Origin of the sequence: Streptomyces actinomycinicus, from assembly GCF_016741775.1 — a bacterium.
GTDB classification, from domain to species: domain Bacteria; phylum Actinomycetota; class Actinomycetes; order Streptomycetales; family Streptomycetaceae; genus Streptomyces; species Streptomyces actinomycinicus.
Genome location: NZ_JAERRK010000009.1, coordinates 245,331 through 270,358 on the forward strand (window position 1 = coordinate 245,331; position 25,028 = coordinate 270,358).

General features: G+C 73.8%; 19 protein-coding genes. 6 read left to right on the forward strand and 13 right to left on the reverse strand.

Going from position 1 to position 25,028, the window contains the following annotated elements; translation table 11 throughout:
• Positions 1 to 73: 73 nt before the first annotated feature.
• Complete coding sequence (gene mgt, locus JK359_RS20340) at positions 74 to 1,300, forward strand: macrolide-inactivating glycosyltransferase (protein WP_201837543.1); 1,227 nt, start codon at positions 74 to 76, stop codon at positions 1,298 to 1,300.
• Between the two features lie 135 nt (positions 1,301 to 1,435).
• Here mgt and JK359_RS20345 read toward each other — a convergent pair whose 3' ends face one another.
• Positions 1,436 to 3,700 carry an MMPL family transporter gene (locus JK359_RS20345; RefSeq protein ID WP_201837545.1) on the reverse strand — a complete coding sequence of 755 codons (2,265 nt, stop codon included), beginning with the start codon at positions 3,698 to 3,700 and terminating at the stop codon, positions 1,436 to 1,438.
• A gap of 462 nt (positions 3,701 to 4,162) precedes the next feature.
• Between JK359_RS20345 and JK359_RS20350 the strand changes: the two genes are divergently transcribed.
• The 5 genes from JK359_RS20350 (at position 4,163) to JK359_RS20370 (ending at position 9,041) form a co-directional block, all read left to right on the forward strand.
• The gene (locus JK359_RS20350) at positions 4,163 to 4,714 is read left to right on the forward strand and encodes a DUF1697 domain-containing protein (RefSeq protein WP_201837547.1); all 552 of its coding nucleotides are present in this window, start codon (positions 4,163 to 4,165) and stop codon (positions 4,712 to 4,714) included.
• 243 nt (positions 4,715 to 4,957) lie between these two features.
• Positions 4,958 to 5,974, forward strand: coding sequence for a ketopantoate reductase family protein (locus JK359_RS20355; RefSeq protein WP_201837549.1), 1,017 nt, complete (start codon positions 4,958 to 4,960; stop codon positions 5,972 to 5,974).
• Between the two features lie 272 nt (positions 5,975 to 6,246).
• Positions 6,247 to 7,098 (forward strand): sigma-70 family RNA polymerase sigma factor, encoded by an 852-nt coding sequence (locus JK359_RS20360; protein WP_236678142.1) that lies wholly within the window; start codon positions 6,247 to 6,249, stop codon positions 7,096 to 7,098.
• Between the two features lie 88 nt (positions 7,099 to 7,186).
• Entirely contained in the window at positions 7,187 to 7,834 is a 648-nt protein-coding gene (locus tag JK359_RS20365; RefSeq protein WP_201837556.1) for a mycothiol-dependent nitroreductase Rv2466c family protein, read from the forward strand.
• Positions 7,835 to 8,717: 883 nt separating this feature from the next.
• The gene (locus JK359_RS20370) at positions 8,718 to 9,041 is read left to right on the forward strand and encodes a hypothetical protein (RefSeq protein WP_201837557.1); all 324 of its coding nucleotides are present in this window, start codon (positions 8,718 to 8,720) and stop codon (positions 9,039 to 9,041) included.
• A gap of 41 nt (positions 9,042 to 9,082) precedes the next feature.
• On the opposite strand, the gene JK359_RS20375 is transcribed toward JK359_RS20370, so the two are convergent.
• The 12 genes from JK359_RS20375 to JK359_RS20435 form a co-directional block, all read right to left on the reverse strand.
• A complete protein-coding gene (locus JK359_RS20375; RefSeq protein ID WP_201837559.1) occupies positions 9,083 to 10,420 on the reverse strand; it encodes a protein kinase domain-containing protein in 1,338 nt (445 codons plus the stop codon).
• Positions 10,421 to 11,272, reverse strand: coding sequence for a protein phosphatase 2C domain-containing protein (locus JK359_RS20380; protein ID WP_307788192.1), 852 nt, complete (start codon positions 11,270 to 11,272; stop codon positions 10,421 to 10,423).
• An 8-nt stretch (positions 11,273 to 11,280) separates the two neighbouring features.
• Positions 11,281 to 11,949, reverse strand: coding sequence for a vWA domain-containing protein (locus JK359_RS20385; protein ID WP_201837609.1), 669 nt, complete (start codon positions 11,947 to 11,949; stop codon positions 11,281 to 11,283).
• Positions 11,950 to 12,139: 190 nt separating this feature from the next.
• Entirely contained in the window at positions 12,140 to 13,819 is a 1,680-nt protein-coding gene (locus JK359_RS20390; protein WP_201837563.1) for a TRAFAC clade GTPase domain-containing protein, read from the reverse strand.
• Positions 13,816 to 16,614, reverse strand: a complete 2,799-nt coding sequence (locus JK359_RS20395) for a GTPase-associated protein 1-related protein (protein ID WP_201837565.1) — start codon at positions 16,612 to 16,614, stop codon at positions 13,816 to 13,818. The genes JK359_RS20390 and JK359_RS20395 overlap by 4 nt, the downstream gene beginning before the upstream one ends.
• The gene (locus JK359_RS20400) at positions 16,611 to 17,852 is read right to left on the reverse strand and encodes a TRAFAC clade GTPase domain-containing protein (RefSeq protein ID WP_201837567.1); all 1,242 of its coding nucleotides are present in this window, start codon (positions 17,850 to 17,852) and stop codon (positions 16,611 to 16,613) included. The genes JK359_RS20395 and JK359_RS20400 overlap by 4 nt, the downstream gene beginning before the upstream one ends.
• A 3-nt stretch (positions 17,853 to 17,855) precedes the next feature.
• A complete protein-coding gene (locus JK359_RS20405) occupies positions 17,856 to 20,054 on the reverse strand; it encodes a thioesterase domain-containing protein (protein WP_201837569.1) in 2,199 nt (732 codons plus the stop codon).
• A gap of 159 nt (positions 20,055 to 20,213) precedes the next feature.
• Entirely contained in the window at positions 20,214 to 20,954 is a 741-nt protein-coding gene (locus tag JK359_RS20410; RefSeq protein WP_201837571.1) for a sirohydrochlorin chelatase, read from the reverse strand.
• A gap of 4 nt (positions 20,955 to 20,958) precedes the next feature.
• On the reverse strand, positions 20,959 to 21,843 hold the full coding sequence (locus JK359_RS20415) for an ABC transporter permease (RefSeq protein ID WP_201837572.1): 885 nt from the start codon (positions 21,841 to 21,843) through the stop codon (positions 20,959 to 20,961).
• Positions 21,830 to 22,633, reverse strand: a complete 804-nt coding sequence (locus JK359_RS20420; protein WP_201837574.1) for an ABC transporter ATP-binding protein — start codon at positions 22,631 to 22,633, stop codon at positions 21,830 to 21,832. Before JK359_RS20420 ends, JK359_RS20415 begins: the two co-directional genes overlap by 14 nt.
• 11 nt (positions 22,634 to 22,644) lie before the next feature.
• Positions 22,645 to 23,754, reverse strand: a complete 1,110-nt coding sequence (locus tag JK359_RS20425) for an aliphatic sulfonate ABC transporter substrate-binding protein (RefSeq protein ID WP_201837576.1) — start codon at positions 23,752 to 23,754, stop codon at positions 22,645 to 22,647.
• Between the two features lie 235 nt (positions 23,755 to 23,989).
• Positions 23,990 to 25,028, reverse strand: a 1,039-nt coding sequence (locus tag JK359_RS20435) for a sulfate adenylyltransferase subunit 1 (protein WP_201837580.1), incomplete at its 5' end; no start/stop codon positions are given.

Below are 25,028 nucleotides of genomic sequence, written 5' to 3' on the forward strand. Positions count from 1 at the left end.
GAAGGCACAGGCACGGGAGCGGGCACGGGAAATCAAATAGACGATACGTATCGTCTCGTCTAGCCTCTGGGGCATGACTCCAGTGACCGCACCCGCTCACATCGCCATGTTCTCCATCGCCGCGCACGGCCATGTGAACCCCAGCCTGGAGGTGATCCGTGAACTCGTCGCCCGCGGCCACCGGGTCACCTACGCCGTCCCGCCGGACTTCGCCGACAAGGTGGCCGCCACCGGGGCCCGGCCCGTGCCCTACACCTCCACTCTGCCGGGGCCCGACGCCGGCCCGGACGCATGGGGGGACACCCCGCTCGACAACGTCGAGCCGTTCCTGGAGGACGCGATCCAGGCGCTGCCCCAGCTCGTCGCGGCCTACGGCGACGACACACCCGACCTCGTCCTGCACGACATCGCCTCGTACCCGGCCCGGGTCCTCGCCCACCGCTGGGGAGTCCCGGCGATCTCCCTCTCCCCGAACCTGGTGGCCTGGGAGGGCTACGAGGAAGAGGTCGCCGAGCCGATGTGGGAGGAGCCGAGGCGGACCGCACGCGGACGGGCCTACTACGCCCGGTTCGAGGCCTGGCTGGCCGAGAACGGGATCACCCGGCACCCGGACCCCTTCGTCGGCCGCCCGGACCGTTCCCTCGTGCTCATCCCCAAAGCCCTCCAGCCGCATGCCGACCGGGTCGACGAACGCGTCCACACCTTCGTCGGCGCCTGCCAGGGAGACCGCGCCGACCAGGGCGACTGGCAGCGGCCCGCCGGCGCGGAGAAGGTCGTGCTGGTGTCCCTCGGCTCGGCCTTCACCAAACAGCCCGCCTTCTACCGGGAGTGCGTGCGCGCCTTCGGGGACCTCCCTGGCTGGCACGTCGTCCTGCAGATCGGCCGGCACGTGACCCGCGCCGAGCTGGGCGACGTGCCGGACAACGTCGAAGTGCACGGCTGGGTCCCGCAGCTGGCGGTCCTGCGGAAGGCCGACCTGTTCGTCACCCACGCCGGCGCGGGCGGCAGCCAGGAGGGGCTGGTCACCGCGACGCCGATGATCGCCGTACCGCAGGCCGTGGACCAGTTCGGCAACGCCGGCATGCTCCAGGGCCTCGGTGTCGCCCGGCACGTGCCCGCCGAGGAGGCCACCGCCGACCGCCTCCGCGAGGCCGCCCTCGCGCTGGTGGACGACCCCGGGGTGGCGCGCCGGCTCAAGCGGATCCAGACGGAGACGGCCCAGGAGGGCGGCACCCGGCGGGCGGCCGACCTCATCGAGGCCGAACTGCCCGGCAGCGCCGGCCGGGACCGGCAGCGGTGAGCGGCCGTCCGGGGTGTGCCGTGCCGCCGGGCCGGGCCGCGTAGGGCGACCGGCGCACCCCGCCCGGACCGCGACGGCACGGACAGGGCCCGTCGGTTCCCCCGGAACCGACGGGCCCTGCGACAGGGGGCGGGATCAGACGGTCAGCCGCTCGCGGTCGCGCACCGGCGCCGCGACCGCGTCCGGCGTCTCGTCGTGGGTGAGGTCCGGCAGCCGGTGCAGCCACTTCGGCAGGTACCAGTTGCGCTCGCCGAGCAGGGCCATCACCGCCGGCAGCAGCACCCCGCGGATGATCGTGGCGTCGATGAGCACGGCCGCGGCCAGGCCCACGCCCATCTGCTTCATGGACTGCATGGACAGCGTGCCGAAGATCGCGAACACGGCGACCATGATGACCGCGGCGCTGGTGACGACCCCGGCCGTGGTGACCACGCCGTGCCGGATCGCGTCCTTCGTCGACCGGCCGCGCATCCGGGCCTCGCGGATCCGGGAGACCACGAAGACGTGGTAGTCCATGGAGAGCCCGAACAGGATCACGAACAGGAACAGCGGCAGCCAGGTCACGATCGCGCCGACGCCCTCGGCGCCCACCAGCGAGGCGCCCCAGCCGTGCTGGAAGACGGCGACGAGGATGCCGTAGGCGGCGGCCACCGACAGCAGGTTGAGCACGATCGACGTGACCGCGACGGTCAGCGAGCGGAACGACAGCAGCATCAGCAGGAAGGCGAAGACGACCACGAAGACGAAGACCGGGACGACCGAGCCCATCAACTGGTCGTTGAAGTCGTGGTTGCCCGCGACCTGCCCGGTGACCGGGGCCTGTACGCCGTCGACCTTGCCGAGCGTGGCGGGCCGCACCTCGTCGCGCAGTTTCTCCAGGCTCTGCGTGGCCTTGTCCAGGTCCGAGCCGCCGACCAGCGGCACCGAGACCAGGGCCAGGTTCTGCGCGTCGTGCAGCTTGATGTCCACCGGGCCGCGCGAGGCGCCCGAGGAGATCGCCTGCTTCTTGAAGTCCGCCAGCGCCCGGCGTACTTCGGGGGCGTTGATGTCCTTGGCCTTGACCACGACCTGGGCCGGCTCGCTGCCGCCCGGGAAGGCGTCGTTGATGCGGTTGTACGTCTGCACCATGGGCAGCGAGTCGCCGAACTCCTGGTCCAGGGTGAGCTGTTGCGTCTTCATGCCGACCGCGGGCGCGGCCACCGCGAGCAGTGCTCCGGCCGCGACGACGACCGAGAGCAGCGGCTTGGCCAGCACGCCCCGCAGCACCGCGGTCCAGAAGCGGCTGCCGTCGTCCGTGCCGCGCCGGCTGTCCGTGCCGTGCCGGCGGCGCCGGCGGCCCAGGAACGGGATGCGGCCCTTCTCGACCCGCTCGCCGAGCAGCGACAGCAGCGCGGGGAGCACGGTCACCGAACCGACCATGGCGACGGCCACGACCATCAGCGAGGCCAGGCCCATCGCCTCGAACTCGGCGAGCCCGGTGAACAGCATGCCCGCCATCGCCACGCACACCGTGACACCGGAGACGATGACCGCGCGGCCACTGGTCGCGGCGGCGATCCTGAGGGCGGTGCCGGCGTCCCGGCCGGCCTCCCGCTCCTCGCGCTCGCGGCGCAGGTAGAACAGGCAGTAGTCCACGCCGACGGCCATACCGACCAGCAGCATCACGGAGTTGGCGGTGTCGCTCATCGGCTGGAGGTGACTGACCAGGCCCATCAGGCCCATCGTCGCCATGATCGCGGTGACCGCCAGGGCCACCGGCAGCAGCGCGGCCACCAGCGCGCCGAACGCGATCAGCAGAATGCCGAGGGCCACCGGCACCGCCGAGTACTCGGCCTTCTTGAAGTCGTCCCCGAAGGCGTCCTTGTACTGCTTCTGCATGCTGGCGCCGCCGATCTCCTCGATCCGCAGCGAGCCGTGGCCCTTCTGCACCCCGGCGACGGCCTCCAGTACCGGCTCGATCCGGTCGGCGGCGGTCTCCGCGTCCCCGCGCAGGTCGAACTGGACCAGCGCGCTGCGGCCGTCCCGGGACACGGTGTGCGTGTCGTACGGCGAGGTCACGCCCGTGACCTTGCCGGTGCCCTCGACGGCCTTCACGACGTCGGCGACGGCGGCGCGGAACTCACCGCTGGTGGCCTTCAGCGCGCCGCCCTTGGCCTGGATCAGGACGGTCTCCGAGGCGGGTTCCTCGATCCCGGCATCGTCGATGATCTTGGCGGCGGTGTGCGTCTCGCCCTTCAGCTGGTCGCTCTCGTCCACGTCGACCCGGCCCGCCGCCGAGCCGAGCCCCATCGCCAGGACGACGAACAACACCCATATGCCGACGGCCGCCCAGCGGTGCCGGGCGCTCCAGCCGCCGGCGCTGGCCGCCAGCCCTCGCACCCGCACCTCTGTGTTCCCCATGACGGGCCTGCCCCCTCGTATGCGGTGACGGCCCCCTGCCGCCACGTCCGTGCTTGCTCGTGTTCGACGGTAGGCGTGCGGCGAAGACGTCTCCTCGTGCTGGCCGGTGAAGTCCGCGGAGCGCGGATCACCGCTGAGGAGGACGGTGACCCCTTACATCTATTGCTGGTTCTCGGGGGTGCGTCTCGGGGGTGGGGGTGCGCGCGGTCCCCTCGCGGCCGACGGAGAGGACAGGGGCGGGAGCGGGGACGGGAGCCGGGGACGGCGAGGGCCGCCGGTGTCCGTTCCGACCGACAGAGATCCGCTTTGTGATTACGAAACCTTGTTGAACAAGTCACAGGTGCGTGTAGAGGTTGATCCCGCCCCCGCCCATCGGCCAGAGTTTCGCGCAGCCCGCCCCGGTGCGGGCGCGGCCGTCGTGCCCGCCCCCACGGGGCACGACGGCCGCTCTAGGGTGGCCGGATGACCATCTATGCGGCGCTGCTGCGCGGAATCAACGTCGGCGGCAGCAGGAAGCTCCCCATGGCCGAACTGCGCACCCTCATGGCCGGCCTCGGCCACACCGGTGTCCGCACCCATCTCCAGAGCGGCCAGGCCGTCTTTGCCGCCGCCCACGGCGACGAGGAGACCCTGGCGGCCGAGCTGGCCCGGGCGATCGAGGAGGACTTCGGCTTCTCCGTCGACGTGCTCGTGCGCGATCACGCCTACCTGAAGTCGGTCGCCGAGGCCTGTCCGTTCCCCGCCGCAGACCTCGAGCCCAGGCAACTGCACGTCACCTACTTCTCCGCACCCGTCACCCCGGACCGGTTCGCGGAGATCGACCAGGACGCCCACCTTCCGGAGGAGTTCCGGCTCGGCGACCGCTGCCTGTACCTGTACGCACCGGACGGCCTGGGCCGTTCCAAGCTCGCCGAGGCGCTGGCCCGGCCCCGGATCACCAGGGGACTCGTCGCCACGAGCCGGAACTGGAACACCGTGCTCAAGCTGGCCGAGCTGACCGCTCCGGGAGCGTGACGGTCCGCGCACCACAGCGGCAGCCGGCGGCGCCCGGCGTTCCGGGACACTGTTCCGGGACACCGTCACGGGGCACCGTCCCGGCACTCGGGGGACGGGCAGGCCGCGGTGACGAGCCGTCAACGTCCCACAGTGACAGGGCGATTCCGGTCCTCTCTCGGGGGGAGCCGTCGGCCGTCGGCCGCACCCCCGAAGGCCGGGGTGACCCGCGAGCGCCGAGGAGCGGTGTGCGAGGCTCTGCCCATGCGCTACATCATCATCGGGGCGGGCGCGGTCGGCGGCACCGTCGGCGGGAGGCTGGCCCAGGCAGGGCGCGAGGTCGTCCTCGTGGCCCGCGGCCGGCACCTGGCGGCCCTGCGTGAGCACGGGCTGCGACTGCGGGTCCCGCAGGGCGAGTCGACGTACCGGCTGCCCGCCGTGGACGGACCGGGCCCGCTCGGTGAGCTGCGCGCCGACGACGTGCTCGTCCTCGCCGTGAAGACGCAGGACACCGTGGCCGCCCTGGACACCTGGGCCGACGTGCCGGTCGCCGGCGGCGGCACGGCGTCCGAACGGCTTCCGCTCGTCTGCCTGCAGAACGGCGTGGAGAGCGGACGGCTGGCGCTGCGCCGCTTCCGGCACGCATACGGTGTCTGCGTCTGGCTGCCGTCGACGTTCGTGGAACCCGGCGTCGTCTCGGCGGCCGGGACCCCGCTCACCGGGATCCTGCACCTCGGACGGCTCCCGGACGGCGCCGACGACACCGCCCGCCGCATCGCCGCCGACCTGACCGAGGCGCACTTCGAGGCGCCGGTCGTGGCCGACGTCGCCCGCTGGCAGTACGCCAAGCTGCTCGGGAACCTCGGCAACGCCCTCGAAGCGGTCGGCGGGCCGGTCGCGAGCGAGGAGGCGCAGGACCTGTTCGCGCGCGTACGGGCCGAAGGGGAGGCCGTGCTCCGGGCGGCCGGGATCCCGCACGTGAGCCCCGATGAGCAGCGCGCGGCACGCGGCGACAAGGTCACCCTGGTCCCGCTGGAGGGGGCCCCGCGCGGTGGCGGCTCCTCCTGGCAGTCCCTCGCCCGGGGCACCGGCACCATCGAGGCGGACTACCTCAACGGCGAGATCGTCCTGCTCGGCCGGCTGCACGGCGTCCCCACCCCGCTGAACGAGCTGCTGCAGCGCCTGGCGAACCGGTTCGCGCGGGAGCGCAGGACGGCCGGTTCCCTGCCGGTCGGCGAACTGCTCCTCCTGGCCGGCGGGGCCGCACGGCAGGGCGGCTGACCGCACGACGGGGACCGGCGTTCACGAGGGCCGGGAAGAGAAGCACGCACCAGGACCGGACGCAAGCGCGCACGGAACAGACGGGGGACACGGTGGAAGACCTTGCAGGGGACGCCGGGGAGCGGCCGGTCACGCCCGGGGCCGCAGGGGAGCCGGGGCGGCGGCCGGCGGAGCCCGGCGTCGCGGCGGACTCGCGGGGGCCGGTGGCGCCCGGGGCCGCAGGGGACGCGGGGGAGCGGCTGGTTGCGCGGTTCGCGGCGGACCGGGCGCACTTGACCGCCGTGGCGTACCGGCTGCTCGGTTCGGCCGCCGAGGCCGACGACGCCCTCCAGGAGGCCTGGCTGCGCGCGCGGCAGGCCGACATCGGCGCCGTCGAGAACCTCACCGGCTGGCTGACCACCGTGGTGACCCGGGTCTGCCTGAACCTCCTGCGGGCCCGCCGCAACCGGCGTGAGGAGTTCCTCGACGCCCACGAGACGCCATCCGGGCCCGGCGCGGAAGCCGCCGCCGAATCCGGCGACCCCGCCCGGGAGGCACTGCTGGCCGACGAGGTCGGCGTCGCGCTGCTGGTCGTCCTCGACACCCTGGGCCCGGCCGAGCGGGTCGCCTTCGTCCTGCACGACCTGTTCGCGGTGCCCTTCGACGAGATCGCCCCGCTGATCGAGAAGACCCCCGCCGCCACCCGGCAACTGGCCAGCCGCGCCCGGCGCCGGGTCCAGGGCCGGCCGGCCGCCCCCGCCGCCGACGCGGGCCGCCGCCGGCGGGCCGTCGAGGCGTTCCTGGCCGCGACCCGCGGCGGTGACTTCACGGCCCTGGTCGCACTGCTCGACCCGGACGTGGTGCTGCACGCCGACGCGCTCGCGGTGCCCGCGCCCGCACCGGTCACCGTCCGGGGCGCCGAGACCGTCGCCCGGGGCGCCATGGCGGCGACGGCCCGAGCCCGGTTCACCGGCCCGGCCCTGCTGGACGGGAGGTTCGGTCTGGTCATGGCCCCGTACGGACGCCTGCGCCTGTTCCTGGTCTTCACCTTCGGTGCGGACGCCCGCATCACCCGGATCGAGGTCGTGGCGGAGCCGGAGCGGCTGCGCGGCACGGAGATCGCGGTGCTGGACACCGCCCCATGACCGCGCCGCGGGCCCCGTCGAATGGGCCAGGAGAAGGTGCCTCGATTGGGCCGGGACTCTGTGCCACCTCACCACTAGCGTCAGGGGCATGACGCACAGCAGCACCGACACCGCCCCGGACGCCACCTCCGCGCCGACCCGGGTCGACTTCTTCTTCGACCCGGCCTGCCCCTTCGCCTGGATCACCTCCCGCTGGCTGCTGGAGGTCGAGCGCCGGCGCCCGCTCGACCTCCGGTTCCGGGTGATGAGCCTGTACCTGCACAACACCGGCAACGAACTCCCCGACTGGTACCGGGACCTGGTGGACCGTTCGATCGGCCCGGTACGGGTCGCCGTCGCCGCCGCCGAACAGCACGGCGACAAGGTGCTGCGCGACCTGTACACCGCGTTCGGCACCCGCATCCACGAACAGGGCGACAAGGACTTCGACGCGGTGATCACCGAGTCACTGGCCGAACTCGGGCTCCCCGCCGGTCTGTCGGCGGCCGCCCACGACCCGTCGTACGACGACGCCGTCCGCCGCAGCCACGCATCGGGCGCCGAACCCGCGTCCGGCGGCTACGTGGGCACGCCCACCCTCCACGTCGACGGCACGGTGTGGTTCGGGCCCGTCCTGCGGGCCGTGCCGCGCGGCACCGACGCGGTGGAACTCTTCGACAGCTTCCGGGTGCTGGCCCGGCAGCCCGACTTCTTCGAACTGAAGCGCACCCGCACCGGCGCACTCAGCTTCGGCTGACCCCCGCTCACGGAATGGCCGATAACCGCCCCTGCGGAGCCCCTGCTTCACCACACGTGTGACACCAGGGCGACACCAGGCGCAGAACGAAGGGCCGACGCGGTCCGACGGCACAGGGGAGCGCCGGACCGCGTCGGCCATAGCACACCCCGGCTCCCCGGCGGCCCGACTCGCCGAACCCCGCGACATCCACCCGAGGCGGTCCCTAGGGTGAAGCGCGCCGAACGCCGGAAGGGGGAACGGGTGAGGATGACGGGCCGGCCATCACCGTCGTCGCAGTGCCGCGAGGACGGCGTGCCCCGGCGCCCGGACGCCCCCGTCCACTCGACGGCTCCCGCCCGCCACGCCGCCCGGACGCTCACTGCCGGCTGGCTCGGAAGGCCTTGTGGCTTGCGCTCCCTGACGGGGGTTCGGGGACCGGTCAACGGACACCGGTCACCCGGACGGGTGGCGATTTTCGGCCCACTCGGCGGCAGGCTCCCGGGCACCGGCGGGCCTTCCCGGGCCACACCAGCCGACGCACCGGCCCCGCACCGCGCGGCACCCGCACCCCACGCCGTCACCGGCAGCGCAGCAAGGGCGTTCCCGCCGCGACAGAACGGTTCCCGCGGCACCACGGCATCGCCACCGGCACCTCCGGCAAGGCCGTACAGGCCATCAGCACGCAGACCCGTGACATCGGTAACGTCAGCGGTCCCAGCAACTTCGGCGCCCACGGGACGAACCTCCCGAGCGGGCAGGGGCCCGGAACCGATGGCGTCCGGGCGCCCGGGGCGGCCCCGGGCCCCGTGATCCGCTCCGCCCGCGCCGAAGCCGTAACCCCAGCCGCCCGGCGGCCCCTCCGGTCCGGAAACGAGCCGCCGGCCAGAACCGAGGACAGGACATGAGCACCTACCACTACGGAAACGTCAACGACCCGGGCGACTTCACCGACCACGGCCGGGTCCGGACCAGTTACACCACCCCCGACCTGGGCATGCTGATGGACGTCGCCGACCAGCTCACCGAGACGCTGCACGCCGAGTACCCCGGACTCGTCGGCAGCGGCGAGGTCATCCAGCGCGAGCTGGCCCGGTCCGCCGACGACGGACTGCCGCCCAACCGGGGCCGGATCCGCTCCGCACTGGAGACCATCGCCATCGCCGCGTCGGCCGGTACCGGCAGCCTCGCCTACACCCGGCACCTCACGCAGGCGCTAGGCCTCTGAGCGGCCGGAGCCCCGCCGCCACGGGGCCCCGGCCCGCCCGGTCACTGCGCCCGCACGACCGCGCGCACCCCGCCACCGAGGTCGAGATCGAGCCCCGCCCGCAGCGGCACGGTCTGACCGGGCTCGACCTTCTGCACGGTGCCGTCCGAACGGGCGCCCGTCCACGTCTCCCGCGAGCGGTTGGCGAGCCCGAACCGCCCAGGCCTGTCGGGGTGTTCCACCAGCTCGGCCACGAGCGCCGCGTCCGAGCAGTCGTGCCGTGCCGGCTCCGGCAGCAGATGGTGCGCCTGCACACGGGCGGCCCGGCGCAGCCGGATGTGGTGCTCGGAGCGGGGCGGCGGAGTGGTCACCGTCAGCCGCGGCGGCAGCACCAGCAGGGCACCGCATCCCCAGCAGTCCCGCGGCGGCGGACAGCCGCCCGGTTCGGTCATGTTCTGCCGCCCGCACGAGGCACATTCCACCACCGCGTCCAGCACCGACCGCAGCGCGTCACGCCACTCCGACTCCCGCACCCGGGCCGCCGGATCGTGCAACCCGGTCGTGAACGAGCGCCGGAACAGCTCCCGCAGCCCGTCGGTCGCCGCGTCCCAGGTGGCCAGCACCGTCGCGTGCTCCACCGGATCGGGAGCGTTGGAATCGTCCGCCGGGTCGAACACGAACAAGGGGCTCCTGCCGTACAGCCTGCGCTCCGCCGCGTCGTCCAGGCAGTGGATGCCCAACTCGCGCCTGCCTTTGAGCGGGTGATGGTTCATCAGCAGCATGAACAGCAGCACGGCGAGCGAGTGGAGGTCGGACTGGATGCCGGGGCACGCCCCGGGGCCGCCGCGCACCAGCTCCGGCGCCATGAACTCCATGGTCCCCGAGATGCCGCTGACGTCGCCCTCCACCACCGCGTTGTCGTTGTCGCACACCAGCACGTCACCGGTGTACGGGTCGAAGAAGATGTTGCCCCAGGAGATGTCCCGGTAGGCGATGCCCCGGGAGTGCAGCGCCTGATAGGCCTCCACCGTGTACAGGCAGGCCGTCAGCAGCGCCCGGGGTGTGGTGCGCAACTGCCGCCGGAACAGCGCCGGAAGGCCCTTGTAGCGGTCCGGACGCAGCCCCATCAGGTAGCCGAACGAGCCGCGGTGCTCCGGTACGAAGGCCTGAGGCCACAGGAACCGGTCGTCGGCGAAGTCCCGGGTCACCAGTTCCCGTACGACCGCCTCCTGCCCCGGGGTCGCGCACGTCGGGTAGTACCACTTCAGGGCCCGCTCCCCGTCCGGCGTCCGGACCCGGTACACCTCGCCCTGCCCGCCGGCGCCGAGGAGGTCCACGATCTCGACGTCGTCACCGTTCTCCGCCGCGAGGTACGTCCCGCCGTCGAGCATGCCGCTCATCTACGTCTCCGTCTTCCGTTCCGTGGTCACCTCGGTGCCGGCCACCGCCGCCGCCAGGGTCGTGTCGTCGCCCGAGTGGCGGGAGGCCTGCGCCAGCCAGTCCGGTAGCGCCGTGCGGACGCCGGCGCTGCCCTGCGCGGCGAGGCGACCGGCCAGGTCCGTGACGAACGCGCGGTACCCGTCCGCCGAGGCGAAGCTCTTCGACAGGCCGTCCGTCGAGAGCACGACCAGCCGCGGAGCGCGGGCCTCGTCGAACACCGGCGCCCAGTGCATCCGCACCGACCGCCAGGCCTGCCGCCCGCACAGGGACTCGGTCTCGTCGCCCAGGTCCTCCTCGGCGGGCGCGAGCGGCCGGCGCAGCGTGCCGTCGTGCCCGACCACCGCGAGGTCCCCGTCGCCGATCTGCCAGGCCACGAACAGCCAGGGCGTGACCACCGCACCGAGCAGGGTCGTGCCGTACAGCAGGAGTTTCTCCCCGGTGTCCGGCTCCGGGCCGGCCACCGCCACCGCCGGCCGGTGCCGGTCCCAGTGGCCGAGGGCCGCCTGCTGCCATTCGTGCACCACGGCGCGCGGGAAGCCGTCCCGGGCGTAGGCCATGAGCCGGGCCAGCCGGCCCCGCTCCCGGCAGCCGTGGGCCGCCCGCCCGAACCCGGCGGCCAGGGACACGAACCGGTCCACGGCGAACCGCGCACCCAGCCCGCTGCGCACGTGCGCCGCCGAGCCGTGCCCGTCGGCCACGGCCAGCACCAGCGGATCCGTCTCCGATCCGGTGCCCCGGCACTCGTACCAGTCCTGATTGCAGCGCTTGCCCACGCCCTGGACGCTCCCGGCCAGGGTCTCCCACCGTCCCACCCGGAGTGTCACCACACGTCGTCGTCATCGTCGTCGTTCAGCACCGGCGGCGCGTACGGCTGCTTCGCCATGTTCACCAGGAAGCCCTCGTCGGCGACCGGCCGGGAGGCCGCCTTCACGGCCGCCGTCGACGCCCAGCGGATCGCGGCCGCCAGCTGCTTGGGGCTGTTGGCGTCCAGCGGCTGCAGTTCGGGGTTGCCGAGGAACTCCTGCAGCACCCCGCGGTCCGCGTCCGAACCGATCGCGATGGCCACCCGCACCGCCTTGCGTCCCCAGGGGGTGGCGTCCACGGCCTTCAGACCAGCCCTCCAGTCGTCGGTGGGCGAGCCGTCCGACACCAGCGCCAGCACCGGCTTCAGCGCCCGCTGCGGCATCGGCGGGGTCTGCAGCTCCCGTGCCACCAGGTGCAGCGCGTCACCCATGTTCGTCATGCCGTCGACCTGCACGTCCTGCCAGGTGAAGTCGTCCACGGGAACCGGGGTCCCGTGGTGCCACCGGGCGGTGGTGGAGAAGGTGACCGTGCGCAGCAGCAGTTGTGCCGCGGGGTTGTCGTGGGCCACGGACCGCATTTCCGGAACGGCCTCTCTGATCGCGTAGTTGAGAAGGGCGATCTTCTCGCCAACCATCGAGTACGAGCAGTCGAGCAGCCAGATGAAGTGGACCGGCCGGTTGGCCATCGGCCCGCCGGGAATGTCGCTCACGCCGCTGCGTCCTTTCGTGTCGGAGGGGGTGGGAACGGTCAGGGCAGCAACAGCCAGACGCCGAGCGCGATGGCCGCCACCGCCAGCAGCAGTGCGAAGCCGAACAGGCCCGCCATCACCTGCCGGCCCCGGCGGACGGGCGGGGTCACCTCAGTCATACCGGACCTCACCTGCCGTCGCCGTCGCCGTCGTCGCTGCCGCCGGCCGCCGCCGCCCGCGGCAGCCGTCCCGCACCGCGCCCGGCACTCCCGGTCAGCGGGCCGGTGCGCAACCCCGAGGCCGCGAGCAGCCACAGCACCGGTTCGGCGGCCCGGCGCTGCTCGCTCATCAGCGGCCCGGTGCCGGTGGCCGCGTGGGCGCTGACCGACCAGTAGCGGGCCGCCCGGAAGTCGTGGCCGAGGGACCGCACGAGTGCGCCCAGGCCGATGTCACCGAGCCAGTGGTCGATCCGGGCGCCCGGTACCGGCAGCGAGGTCAGCTGGTCCAGCACGTCCCGCTTGGTGACCACGGCGGCCACCGGCAGCCGGGGCCGCCGCCCGCTCAGCGCGGCCAGTTCACCGGTCACCCGCTCGTACGTCTCCCGCGGCCCCTGGAGCGAGGGTCGCGCCTGCTCCGCACGCTCGGTGTCGGCCGGGCCCAGCCGGCGGCGCACCGTGGGATCGGCGAGCACGTCCACGAGCAGGACCACCCCGTCCGCGTGCGCCAGATAGCTCTGCGTCCGTGCCCGTCCGGCGTCGCTCACCGACTCGCCCATCGGGTCGTACAGGTACAGCAGCCGCCGTCGCAGCCCCCGCGACACGACGAGCATCAGAGCACGCGGCGGCCCGCCGGTCGTGGCGTGTGCCCAACCGGTCCGTTCCAGCTGCCGGTTGACCGCGTTCTGGGCGACCTGGCCGAGATCGGAGGCGTACGCGACGCGCAGTTCGCCCTCCCGGGCCCAGCCGTGCAGCCCCTCGACCACGGCAGCCACCAGCATGGTCTTGCCCGACGAGGTGCCGCCGAGCACCGGCGCGTGCACCACCCGGGTGGTGGCCAGTGCCTGCGGCAGGCTGTCTTCGCAGCGCGGGCACAGCGTGGACAGCCGGTTCCGGCCGGTCAGCCGCGTGGCCGGCAGCCGGACCCCGCAGCGGCACACATGCCACAGGGCGCCGAACCGGCCCGGCCGCAGTTGCGCATGGCGCGAGCCACAGCCGTCGCAGCGGTGCAGCGCCAGCGGGATCGGCGCGTAACAGCCCGGGTGCGGGCAGGCCGGGCGGATGCCCCGCAGCAGCACCCAGCACCGGTCCACCCCGCGCAGCAGGGGTACGCTCGCCGCCCAGCCGAGCCAGACCAGGCCCAGCAGCACCGCGAAGACCAGCAGCCCCCAGCCGAGCAGCACGGTGGCGAGCACCGCGCCGATCAGCGCGCCCAACGCCGTACCGGGGCCGATCAGTGTGGCCAGCAGGAACCGGCTGAGCGGCATCGCGGGACGCCGCCCCCTCGGGTACCGGCCGTGTACCAGGTTCCACACGAACTCGTCCAGCCATGGATGGACGAACGGGTGCCAGAGCGACCGCATCCCGTTGCCGCCGGCCGAGGCCGCGTCCCTCCACGACTGCCGCCACCAGTAGGCCGGGTGGGCGGGCGCCGCACCCCGGGTCCCGGGCGGACGCGGGGCCACCATGCCCGTGTCCCAGGGCTCGAGCCCCTGCCACACCCCGTCCACGCCCCGCACCAGGTACTCCCAGAGCGTCCGGAACAGACAGACCGCGACGGCCACCAGCCCGGTCCAGGCGAGCACGACGAGCACCACCTGCGTGGTGGCGGACCACTGCCCATCGTCCCAGATGCCGTCGCCGCTCTTCACCGGACATCCCCGCCGGCGGGCGGTCCGGCGTCCCCGGGCCCCGGCGGCTGCCGGTCCTCGTGCCGGCCACGCCCGGACCCCCGGCCCGCCAGCCGGCCGGCCAGCCGGCCCAGGGCGCCCGGCCGGTTCCAGGCGCGGTACGCGTCCAGCCGGCCCCCGCCCGTGCGGCGCAGTGCCTCCTCGACCGCGGCCTGCTCCTTGTGGGGCAGCGCCCGCACCACCGGCCGCAGCACCTTGGCCAGCAACGTGGTGCGCGTCGCCTCCCAGCGGGGGTGGGTGCCCGGGTAGGCGCTCCAGTCACAGAAGCGAGCGGCCAGGTACGACGGCGACACGCGGAGCCGGTCGGCGACCTCGATGCCGCGCGCCACCCGCAGGTAGGCCGCCAGCATGTCCGCGTCGTCGGAACGGGCCAGCGCGTACAGCTCGCCCGGGGGCACCGACGCGGTCAGCAGCCGACGGGCCAGGGCGTCGTACACCCGCCGGGTCACCTGCGCGGGCACGGGCTCGATCGCGCTGTCCCGCAGCGCGCGTACCCGCTCCACCCAGTTCTCGCCCTCGCCGCCGGTGCCGAGCAGCGCCGTGAACTCCAGCAGGAGCAGGGGCGGACGGTGCGCCGGGGCCAGCTCCGTGGTGAAGCAGCGCAGCAGGTCGGCCGCGAGCAGGGGGGTGGCGGCATCCGCGGCGGGGGCGGCGAGCGCGGCGGCCACCAGCAGGTCCCGGGTGCCTGCGTGGCGGTGCGCGTCCGAGCCCAGCTGGTTCAGCAGCAGGCTCGCCTCCTCGCCGGTGGGCAGGTCGTCGGGCCACACCAGGTGGAACGCCGTGCGCAGGACCGCCGGTTCGGCGTGCGGCGAGACCCCTGCGGTGCGCAGCACCGCGTGGAACCGCCCGAGCCGGTCCCCGTCGGGCGGGCCGGCCGTGTCGCCGAGCACGCACATCCGCAGGTGTGGGAAGCCGGGCCCCGGTGCCACGGGCAGCCCCGAGCCCGCGAGCCGCGCGGCCACGGCGGGCGGATGCGCCGCGGCCAGCGCGTCCAGCGCGCCGAACAGGGCCGCACGCAGGGCGGGATGCGTGTGCAGGGCGTCGAGGAGAGCGGGGGGACAGGGGGAGGCGGGGTGGCCGGCGGGTGCGTGACGCCCTTCCCCGGCGGGGTCCGGAGCCTGGTCCCCGCCCGGCCGGCCCCGTGTCTCGTCCCCGGACGTGCCGGGCTCGTCGTCCTTCTCCGCTGCCCGCGCGTCCACCAGCTCTTGCGCGATGCGGCCCGCGCACACCGGCAGCACGTCCGTGCAGTCGACGTCGAGCAGGTCGGCGATGTGCAGCAGTTCCAGGGGCCGGCCGGTCGCCGGTCCGGTCGTACCGGCGATGCCGTCGCGCAGGGCCGGGGCCAGATCCCGGGCCAGCGCGGCTCGCACCCCGGGGGTCAGCGAGGCCACACCCAGCGCGGGGACCGGACCCCGTCCGTACACGGCCAGGGCCAGCACCCGCGCGGCGAGCGGCGCGGACACGGCCGTGGGCACCTTTCCGTCCAGCCGCGCCGACAGGGCGGCCAGCGCCACCGCTTCGTCGTCCCGAGCGCCCCGGCCGGGACCCTCGCCGTGGGCCTCTCCGGCACCACCGTGGGCATGCTCCCCGGCGCCCCGGCCCACAGGCTCTCCGGCACCGCGGCCGGCGTACCCCCCGGCGCCCCGGCCGGAGAGCCTCCCGGCGTCCGGGCCACCGCCTCCCGCGGCGCCGCCGCCGGCCCCGGACCGCTGCTCGGCCCCGGCGCCCCACCCCCCGTCCTCGCCGGGCTCCCGGGCCAGCTGCGCCAGCAACGCCACGAGCGTCGGCCCGGGCATCCGGAACGCGTGCTCCGTGGCCCACCGAGCGGCGGCCGCCCGGCCGTCCGGGCGCAGGGGGATGCCTTCGGACAGGGCGCTGGTCGCCAGCGGACCGGGGTCGCGGGAGGTGTCCCCGACCTGGCGGGCCGTCTCGCGGAACAGCTCCGGGCGCCCCGCCGTCCAGATCCGCGCGCACACGTCGGCCCAGGTGTCCGGCACGGGCTCCCCGGTGACCCGGCCGGTGCAGTCGTGCACCCGGAACCGGTGGTCGTGCCCGACCGGCTCCGACGAGGGCAGCGCGCCGACGATCTGCTGGCGGGCCTGTTGCGGTCGCCGGGTGTACGTCGTGAACGTCAGCAGGTGTGCCTGCTCGCGCGGCAGGACCGCGCAGGCGAGCGCGATCCACCGGGCCACGTCCGCGCTGTCCCGCTCCACGACGACGATCTGCCGGGCGTCACTGCCGTCGGCCAGGGTGTGCAGGTCGGCGAAGAACGCGGCCAGCCGGTCCGCCCGGGACCGTGCGAACGCGACGAGCGCGTCCCGGCGCAGCAGTCCCGACGGTTCGAACCGGCCGACCGGCTCCGGCCGGCCGCCCGGGGGAGTGGTCTCCGCCCAGCGCGACGACTCCCAGGCCGTGATCGGCAGCGCCCCCTCCGGCAGCCGGGTCCCGGCCGGGAGGTGCACGGCGTGCGCGTGGAAGTTGCCCCACCGCCCGCTGTAGTCGGCGCCGATGTACACGGACCGGCACAACAGGCGTCCGCCGTCGGACAGTTCGCTGCACGAGAAGGCTTTCGGGAAGGACTTCAGCTGCTCGGTGTCCGGGCGGTCCGGAAGATCGCGCGGCGGCTCGTACCCGATGAGCTGTTCGGCCTCGCGCAGCACCGGCGCCGGTACGCCGGAACTGACCGCGGTGAAGCGGAAGCCGGACCCGTCCGGACCGGGCGGCGCCGAGGTGTAGTGCAGCTGGGAGAAGCTCACCGGGTCCACTCCTTCCCGGCCGTGCGGACCGGCAACAGCCCGCGCAGGGCCAGCAGCCACAGCAGCGGATCCTCCACCCGCACCGGCTGCGGCCCCGCTTTCGGTACGTCCGCCGGGGCGTCCGGGGGCGGCGGCGCCCCCAGCGCCGACAGCCCGAACAGCGACAGCCTCGCGAAGTCGTGCTCCAGCTGGCGCAGCAGCGAGCCGCAGTTCCAGTCCACGAGCAGGGCCCGGAGTTCCTCGTGGACGGCGAGCCGGTCCTCGGCGTCGTAGGCGCCGCCCGTGTGCGCGGCGTTGCGCAGCAGCGGCGAGTGCGGGTCGAGCAGGGACCTGAGCATGTCCGTCTTGGTGACGGCCACCGCGATGGGCGTGGTCACCCGTTTGTCCGTCCCGCCCTTGCCGTGCGTGCGCAGCTGGGCCGCGAGGTCGGCGGCGATCTGCCGGGGTGCGGTCTCCACCACGGGCAGCGGCGGCCCGTCGTGCACGGGCAACCGGTCCCGGACGGAGCCGAGCTGCAGCGGATCGACCAGCAGGATGATGCCGTCCGCGGCGCTCAGATACCGGGTGTAGCGGTCGATCGCCTCGGCGCCCGCGAGATCCTCGCCGGCCGCGTCGAAGAAGACGAGCGTGGTGTGCCTGGTACCGGAAACGCGCAGGCGCCCGCGCCGGGGCAGGCTGAGCCGGTACAGCAGCGGGTCGTTGAAGCCGAGCGCGGACGGCCGGGTCGCGTCGGGCAGCCGCAGCCGCTCGTACAGGTCCTCGGCCATCTCCTTGTCACGCGACTGCGTGTGCTGTCCCATGGCGGCCAGCGAGGCGTGATAGGCCTGACCCACCCTGTGGTCCAGCTCGTTGCGGAGCACGGCCACATAGGTGCTCTTGCCGGAGGCCTTGGCCCCGACCAGGGCGATGATCCGGCTGTCCTGGTCGCAGTAGTCGCTGGGCAGATCGTTGTGGCACTCCGCGCACACCCGGACCGGCGTCGGTACCCCGCATCTGGGGCAGGGCACGCTGCTGCCGGCGCCGCCGAGCCCGGGGAGCCTGCGCGCGGGCGTGAACACGGGCCCGCGCTCCTGGGCACCCCGGGGCGTCCGCGGTCCCTGGAACGCGGCCCAGGCCTTGTCGGTCTCGGCCGCGCAGGGGGCACCGCCATGCACCCCGGTCGGAGTCATCAGACAGCGGTACGGCAGGCGGGCCGCCGATGCGCGAGCGAAGCAGTAGGGACAGATCACGGTCGTCATGGCTCAGCGCACCACCAGGCTGGCGAGAGGGGGTTCTTCGAGTCGCACCGAGGCCGCGTGCTCCCCGAGCAGGAAGCCGCGCAGGAAGTAGGGGGCGGCGCAGGGGGTGGCCGGCAGTTCCTTCTCGAGGCTGCCGAGCCGCGTCAGTTCGGGTCCGGATATCCGCAGCACGGTCGTGCCGTCGGACGCGTTCCGGGGGAGCAGGGTGCCGCTGCGCGCGACGCACACGAACTCGGGGGCCTGGGCGAGCCCTCCGGGCGCCGACAGCGTGACCCGCAGCAGTGTCGTGCGCTGCCGTCCGAACAACCGCCTGGGCACCCGCACCAGTTGGTAGGAGACCGCCGCGTCCGGCGGCACCAGCACCTCGGCCGTGTCGGGCACCACGACCACCGCACCGGGCACCCTGGGCACCGACACCGCCCTTACCCGGACGGCACCCCGGCCCACGGGCAGCTGCAGCCCGCCGCGCCGGTAGGCGTGTGCGGTGACGGTGCGCTCCCGGCCGTCCGCGGAGCCCACCGGCTGCCAGCCGACGACGAGGAGCGGGGCGTCCCCGGGCCAGTCCAGGACGATCCTCGCCTCTCCGCCGGGCAGCCGGTGGGCGGCGAGCCCGGGCACGGGGCGTACGGCCTCCACGCCGACGGCCGGCCCGGCCAGCGCCCGGGCGCCGCGCACGGCCACCGCGGCGACCTCGGTGTACGTGCCGGGCGGCGGGCGCAGGGCGCCCGCCGTCTCGGGCCAGTCCAGCGCGGGCGGCAGGTCGTCGGTGCGCAGCTCGGTGCCGGCCGCCGGCGCCCCGTCGGGCCACTTCACCAGCCTGACCTCGGCGTCCCGGGCCCCGGTCCAGGTGAACCGTACGGCCTCGCCGGCGGGCCCGGCGGTCAGGGCGCCGACGGGCTCCGGCCAAAGGTGCACGGTGGCGGTGGCGTCGACGCCCGGCGAGGAGACCGTGCGGCCGTCCGCCGTGGCGTAGTGGCACACGAGCCGGAAGCCGTGTTCGCCTGCCGGCAACCCGGTGGCCGTGAACCCGTGTTCACCGACGGCCAGCCGGGCGGTCCGCCCGTCGGGTCCGGTGTGCTCGACGGTGACGCCGGTGGCACCGGCCGGACGCCGCCAGGAGCAGTCGATCCGCCCCGGGCCGTCCCTGAACACCGGATCCTCCACCTCGGGGGCGACGACCAGCGGCCGGGACACCAGCGGCGGGCCGTCGACCCGCCCGTTGCGCAGCGGCAGGGCCGCGTACCGGACGGTGGCGCCCGGCTCGGCGTCGGTGTCCCGGACCGTGCCCGCCGTGGCCGTGGAGGCGCCGAGCACGCTGCGTACGGAGGGCTCCTCCCGCTCGTTCCTGCGGAGCCGGAGCAGCTGCCACTCGCCCGGCGTGTCCCGGCGGTCCTCCCAGCTCAACTCGACGTGGTAGGCGTGGAGTTCGGCGCCGAGGCCGGAGTTGCGGCCGTGCACGCGGATCAGCCCGTCGAGGGCACGCAGGTCGTCGGCGGCGTCGCACAGCGCGCGCAGGTACGCGGCGCTCGCCTCGTCCCGGTCGTCCCGCGCCTCGGCCTCCTCCGCCGCCCGCAGGGCGTCCTCGGTCGCGCGCAGCCGCTCGGCGGCGTCGGTGCGCAAGGCCGCCAGGGCCGGGTCGCCGCCGTTCGGGGGGAGCCGGTCGAGCAGGGCGCACAGCCGGTGCAGCCGGCCCTGTGCCCGGGCGTCGGCCAGGGATTCGGCGGCGTCCCGCTGCCGGCCGTCGAGCCGGGGCCGCAGCCGGGCCGCCGCCACCAGGCCCGCCACTTCGGTCGGATGGATCCCCGACTCCGCCGCGAGCGCGGCGCGCCGGTGTACGGGGTGGTCCTGCAAGAGGTTGATCAGCTGGTACAGGACGACCCGGCGCGGTGCCTGCGGATCGGCGCGGTGCAGGGTGGCCAGCTGGGCGGCGAGCGGGGCGACGGCGGGACCCGAGGATTCGGCCAGCACCTCCAGCAGCACCGCGTCCACCCGGCGCCGGCCGCGCGGCCCCGTGGGCACGTACAGCCCGTCCAGGACGCGTAGCCCGCCGGGACCGGCCCGCAGCACTTCGCCGACGTGGCGTAAGCCGGCCGTCCGCTGGGCGGCGGCGAGGGTGTCGTACTCGCGCATGAGCGGGGTCAGCGGCAGACCCGACAGAGCCCTGGGCAGCCCCAGGTGATGCCCGAAATCCTGACCGGCCACACGCACCGTTCTCCCCCGATCGTGCTTCCCGGACCATCCCAGCAGATCCGGAGGTGGCCAGGAAGGGTTTTCGGGGAAACCGAGCAGGTCGCGGGCCGCCGTGGCGGAAGCCCCGCAGGCGGGCGCGGTGTGCGCCGGGAACGGGGCGTCGCGTGCGGATCAGGCGCCGAGCGCCTCGAGGGCCGGACGGTGGGCCGCGTCGTACCGCTGCAGCAGCAGCCGCGCCACTTCCGGCGCCGGGCCCAGCACCTCGGCCAGTACGTCCGCCCCGGCCGCGCCGCGCGCGATGCGGTCCGGCAGGAAGCCGGGGGCCAGCACGTACGGTGCCACGGCGATCCGCTCGCAGCCGAGTCCCCGCAGTTCGCGGACCGCGTCCTCGGTGCGCGGAAGGGATGCGGAGGCGAACGCGGGCCGCACGGCGCACCAACCGGTGTGCCACCACTCCCGCGCGATGTCGGCGATCACCGCGATCGCCTCCGGGTCGGAGGACCCCGCCGAGGCCAGCACCACCCCGGTCGAGGACTTGTCGGCGGGCGTCAGTCCCGCCTCGTACAGCCGCCGTTCCAGCGCCGACAGCAGCAGCGGGGACGGGCCGAGCACGTCCGCCTGCCGGATCCGCAGCCTGGCCGGCGCCTCCCGCAGCACGGCCGGGATGTCGGCCTTGGCGTGGAACGCGCGGGTCAGCAGCAGCGGCTGGGCCACGACGTCCCGGACGCCCTCCGCCGCCAGCGATTCCAGCACCCCGCTCACCGAAGGGATGTTGAAGTCCAGGAACCCGGTCTCCACGCGCAGTCCCGGCCGCAGCGAACGCACCCGCTCCACCAGGGCGTGCACGGTCGCGGCGTGCCGCGGATCGCGGCTGCCGTGGGCGATGACGAGGAGAACGGGCTTCGTGCGCATGGAATCAGCTCTTCACCAGCAGGCCGCGGCTGCGCAGCACCCGCCGCTCCAGCGGACTGAAGATCAGCAGGTCGATGGCGATGCCGACGAACAGGATGAGCAGGATGGCCTCGAAGATCATGGGCATGGAGCTGGCGTTGCGGCCGTTCTCCAGCAGGGCGCCCAGGCCGACGCCCAGGTCCGGTGAGGACGCGATGATCTCCGCGGCCATCAGCGAGCGCCAGGAGAAGGCCCAGCCCTGCTTCAGACCGGCCAGGTAGCCCGGCAACGCGGCCGGCAGGACGATGTGCACGGCGCCCTTCAGTCCGGTCGCCCCCATGGTGCGGCCCGCCCGCAGGTACAGCGGTGGCACGTGGTCGATGCCGGAGACGAGGCCGTTGGCGATGGACGGCACGGCGCCCAGCAGGATGACCGCGTACATCATCTCGTTGTCGAGGCCGAGCCAGAGCACCGCCGGCGGCACCCAGGCCACGGACGGCAGCGACTGCAGACCGGACAGCACCGGACCGAGGGCGGCGCGCACGAACTTCACCCGGGCCACCAGCAGGCCCAGCGGAGTGCCGATGGCCAGCGCGAACAGGAAGCCCAGCAGACCGCGCGAGACGCTGGTCCAGATGTAGCCCAGCAGCTTGCCCTCGAGCCAGGCGCGCTTGAACTCGTCGCCGACGTCGGCGGGCGACGGCAGCTTCGTCGGGTCGTCGACGACCTTGAAGGAGATCAGCGCCTGCCACGCGACCAGTACCACCACGGTGGCGAGGACGGGTGGAAGGATCTTGCCGGTGAAGGTCTGCCGGAACGGTGTGCGGCCGGTGGCCGAGGTCTCCAGGGCGTCCAGGCCCGCCTCGACACTGCCCGTATCCGCGGCGGTCCCCGTCTCAGTGCTGGCCATGTCGGCGGATCTCCCCACGCAGTACTTCGGTGATCTCGAGGGACAGTTCGGCGACCGGCGCGTCCTCGATACGCCGCGGCTGCGGTATGTCCACGCGCCACTCGCGGGCCACCCGGCCCGGGCGCGAGGACAGCAGCACCACCCGCTGGGCGAGCCGCACCGCCTCGCGCACGTTGTGCGTCACGAACAGCACGGACACCCCGGTCTCGGCCCAGATCCGGGTCAGTTCGTCGTGCAGCAGGTCACGGGTGATCGCGTCCAGTGCCGCGAACGGCTCGTCCATCAGCAGCAGCTGGCTGTCCTGCGCGAGCGCCCGGGCCATGGCGACCCGCTGCCGCATGCCGCCGGACAGCTCGTGCACCCGCTTGCCGTACGAGCCCTGCAGCCGCACCAGTTCGAGCAGCGCCTCGGCGCGCTCACGGCGCTCGTTCTTGGGAACTCCCCTGAGTTTCAGGGCGAGTTCGATGTTCTTGCCCGCGGTCAGCCACGGGAACAGGGCGTGCTCCTGGAACATCAGGGCCGGGCGCCCGTCGGTCGCGATGCTGCCGGCGGAGGGCTGGTCCAGCCCCGCCACCAGGTTCAGCAGCGTCGACTTGCCGCAGCCCGAGGCCCCCAGGAGGGTGACGAACTCGCCCGGTGCGACATCGAGGACGATGTCGTCCAGAACGAGCTGCTGCCCGCCCGGTGTCGCGAAGGACTTCGAGACGTGCTCGATGCGCGCCGCGTACTCGACCGACTGCTCGGCCTTGGCGAGGGTCGTGGCCATGGTCGTCACCTCCTGGGAACTCATCGGCTGGGTACTTACTTCGCGCTGAGCCCGGCGTCGCCGACGGCCGGCCTGCCCTCGGCCGCGAGGACCTTGTTCAGGAGAGTGAGGTCGTAGATGCCGTCCAGCTTCGGGTCGTCCAGCAGACCGGCCTTGACGGCGTGCTGCGCCTCGGTGTTGAGGGTCGCGGCCAGCGGGTCGTCGGTGATCTGGATGGACTTCCACGCCGGGTCCAGGACGTCGGCCGGCAGCTCCTTGCCGGAGTCGCTGCCCAGCTGCTTGTTCGCGGCGGCCTTCGCCTCGTCCGGGTTGGCGTTGATCCACTTGTTGGTCTCGACCGACGCCTTCAGGACCGCCTCGACGGCCTTCGGGTGCTCCTTCAGGAACTTCTGCGACACGATGATGTTCGTGATCACGAACTTCTTGTCGGGCCACAGGGAGGACTCGTCCAGCAGCACCTTGCCGCCCTCGGCCACCAGCTTGGACGCGGTCGGCTCCGGCACCCAGGCACCGTCGATGGAGCCGGACTTGTAGGCGTCCGGGGTCACCTTGTTGTCCGTGCGCACGACGGACACGTCGCCCTTGCCGCTCTCCGCGTCGACCTTCCAGCCCTGCTCGGCCGCCCAGTTGAGGAACGCCACGTCCTGCGTGTTGCCGAGCTGGGGGGTGGCGATCCGCTTGCCCTTGACGTCCTTCAGGGACTTGATCTTCTTCGGGTCGACCACCAGCTTCACACCGCCGGACGCGGAACCGCCGATGATGCGCAGGTTCTTGCCGTCGGACTTGGTGTAGCCGTTGATCGACGGGGACGGGCCGATCCAGCCGATGTCGATGGAGCCCGAGTTGAGCGCCTCGATCTCGGAGGGCCCGGCGTTGAAGATCCGGTAGTCGGCCTTGGTGGCGCCCAGCTCCTTCTGGAAGAAGCCCTTCTGGTTGCCGACCAGCGCGGTCGCGTGGGTCAGGTTCCCGAAGTACCCGATCTTGACGGAGTCGAGTCCGTCGATCTTCTCGGCCCCGGCGGCGATCTTGGCGGAGCTGTCGTCCTTGGCCTCGGAACCGTAGCCGCAGGCGGCGAGGGCGAGCAGAGGGAGCGCGGCGAGCGCGGCCACGCCGCGGCGGCGGATTGTCGAGCGGTTGGCAGGCACGGGAGGGTTTCCTCTCGTTGGCCCGGCGGTCACGGGTTTTCAGGTCGTGGCCGGGAGTTCGGCAAAGGGTCTTCGTCGCTTCCGGGACGTCGGGTGGGGGGACTGGGCGCTCGAGCGGTGAGCGTACGTCAGCACGCACATCGGGCAACCCCGCCCTGCCCGCTGCCGAGGTAGCCGCTGCCGACGCGGCCGCCCTCCTTCGCGAACGTCGAGTAGAAGTCCGTGGAGTTCATGGTCAGAAGTCCCAGCCGTCGTCGTCGGCCGCGTCCTTGACCGGCTCGGGGGCCGCGAACGACTCGCCGACCATGCCCGCGGTGAGCGTGGTGCCGTCGGCGGGGTCGATCAGGATGAAGGAGCCGGTGCGGCGCGAGTCGGCGTAGGAGTCGACCGGCAGCGGTTCGGCGGTACGGAGCTTCACCCGGCCGATGTCGTTGGCGACCAGCCGCCCCGGGTGCGGGTGCAGGGACAGGTCGTCGAGCGTGAGCCGGGACGGGATGTCCTTCACGATCGCCTTCACGGTGCGGGTGCCGTGCTTGAGCAGCACCCGGTGGCCGACGGTCAGCGGGGCGTCCGCGACATGGCAGACGGTCGCCTCCACGTCCTGCGTGGTGGCCGGGGCGTCCTTCGTCGGGACGATCAGGTCGCCGCGCGAGACGTCGATGTCGTCCTCCAGCAGGACCGTCACCGACTGCGTCGTCCAGGCCACGTCGACCGGCTCGCCCAGCAGGTCGATCCCGGCGATCCGCGTGGTCCGGCCGGACGGCAGAACCGTGATCTCCTCGCCGACCCGGAAGGTGCCGGCCGCGATCTGGCCCGCGTAACCGCGGTAGTCGGGGTGCTCGGCGGTCTGCGGCCGGATGACGTACTGCACGGGCAGCCGCGCGTGGCAGTGCGCGAGGTCGTGGCTGACCGGCACGGTCTCCAGGTGCTCCAGCACGGTCGGCCCGCCGTACCAGTCCATGTTCGCGGACGGCTCCACCACGTTGTCGCCGGCCAGCGCCGAGATCGGGATGGCGGTGACCTCCGGGACGCCCAGCTCGGTGGCGTAGGCGGTGAACTCCTCGGCGATCGCCGCGAAGGCGTGCTCCTCGTACGCGACGAGGTCCATCTTGTTGACGGCCAGCACCACGTGCGGGACGCGCAACAGGGCGGCGATGGCCGCGTGCCGGCGGGTCTGCTCGACCACGCCGTTGCGGGCGTCGACCAGGATCACCGTCAGCTCGGCGGTGGAGGCGCCGGTGACCATGTTGCGGGTGTACTGCACGTGGCCCGGC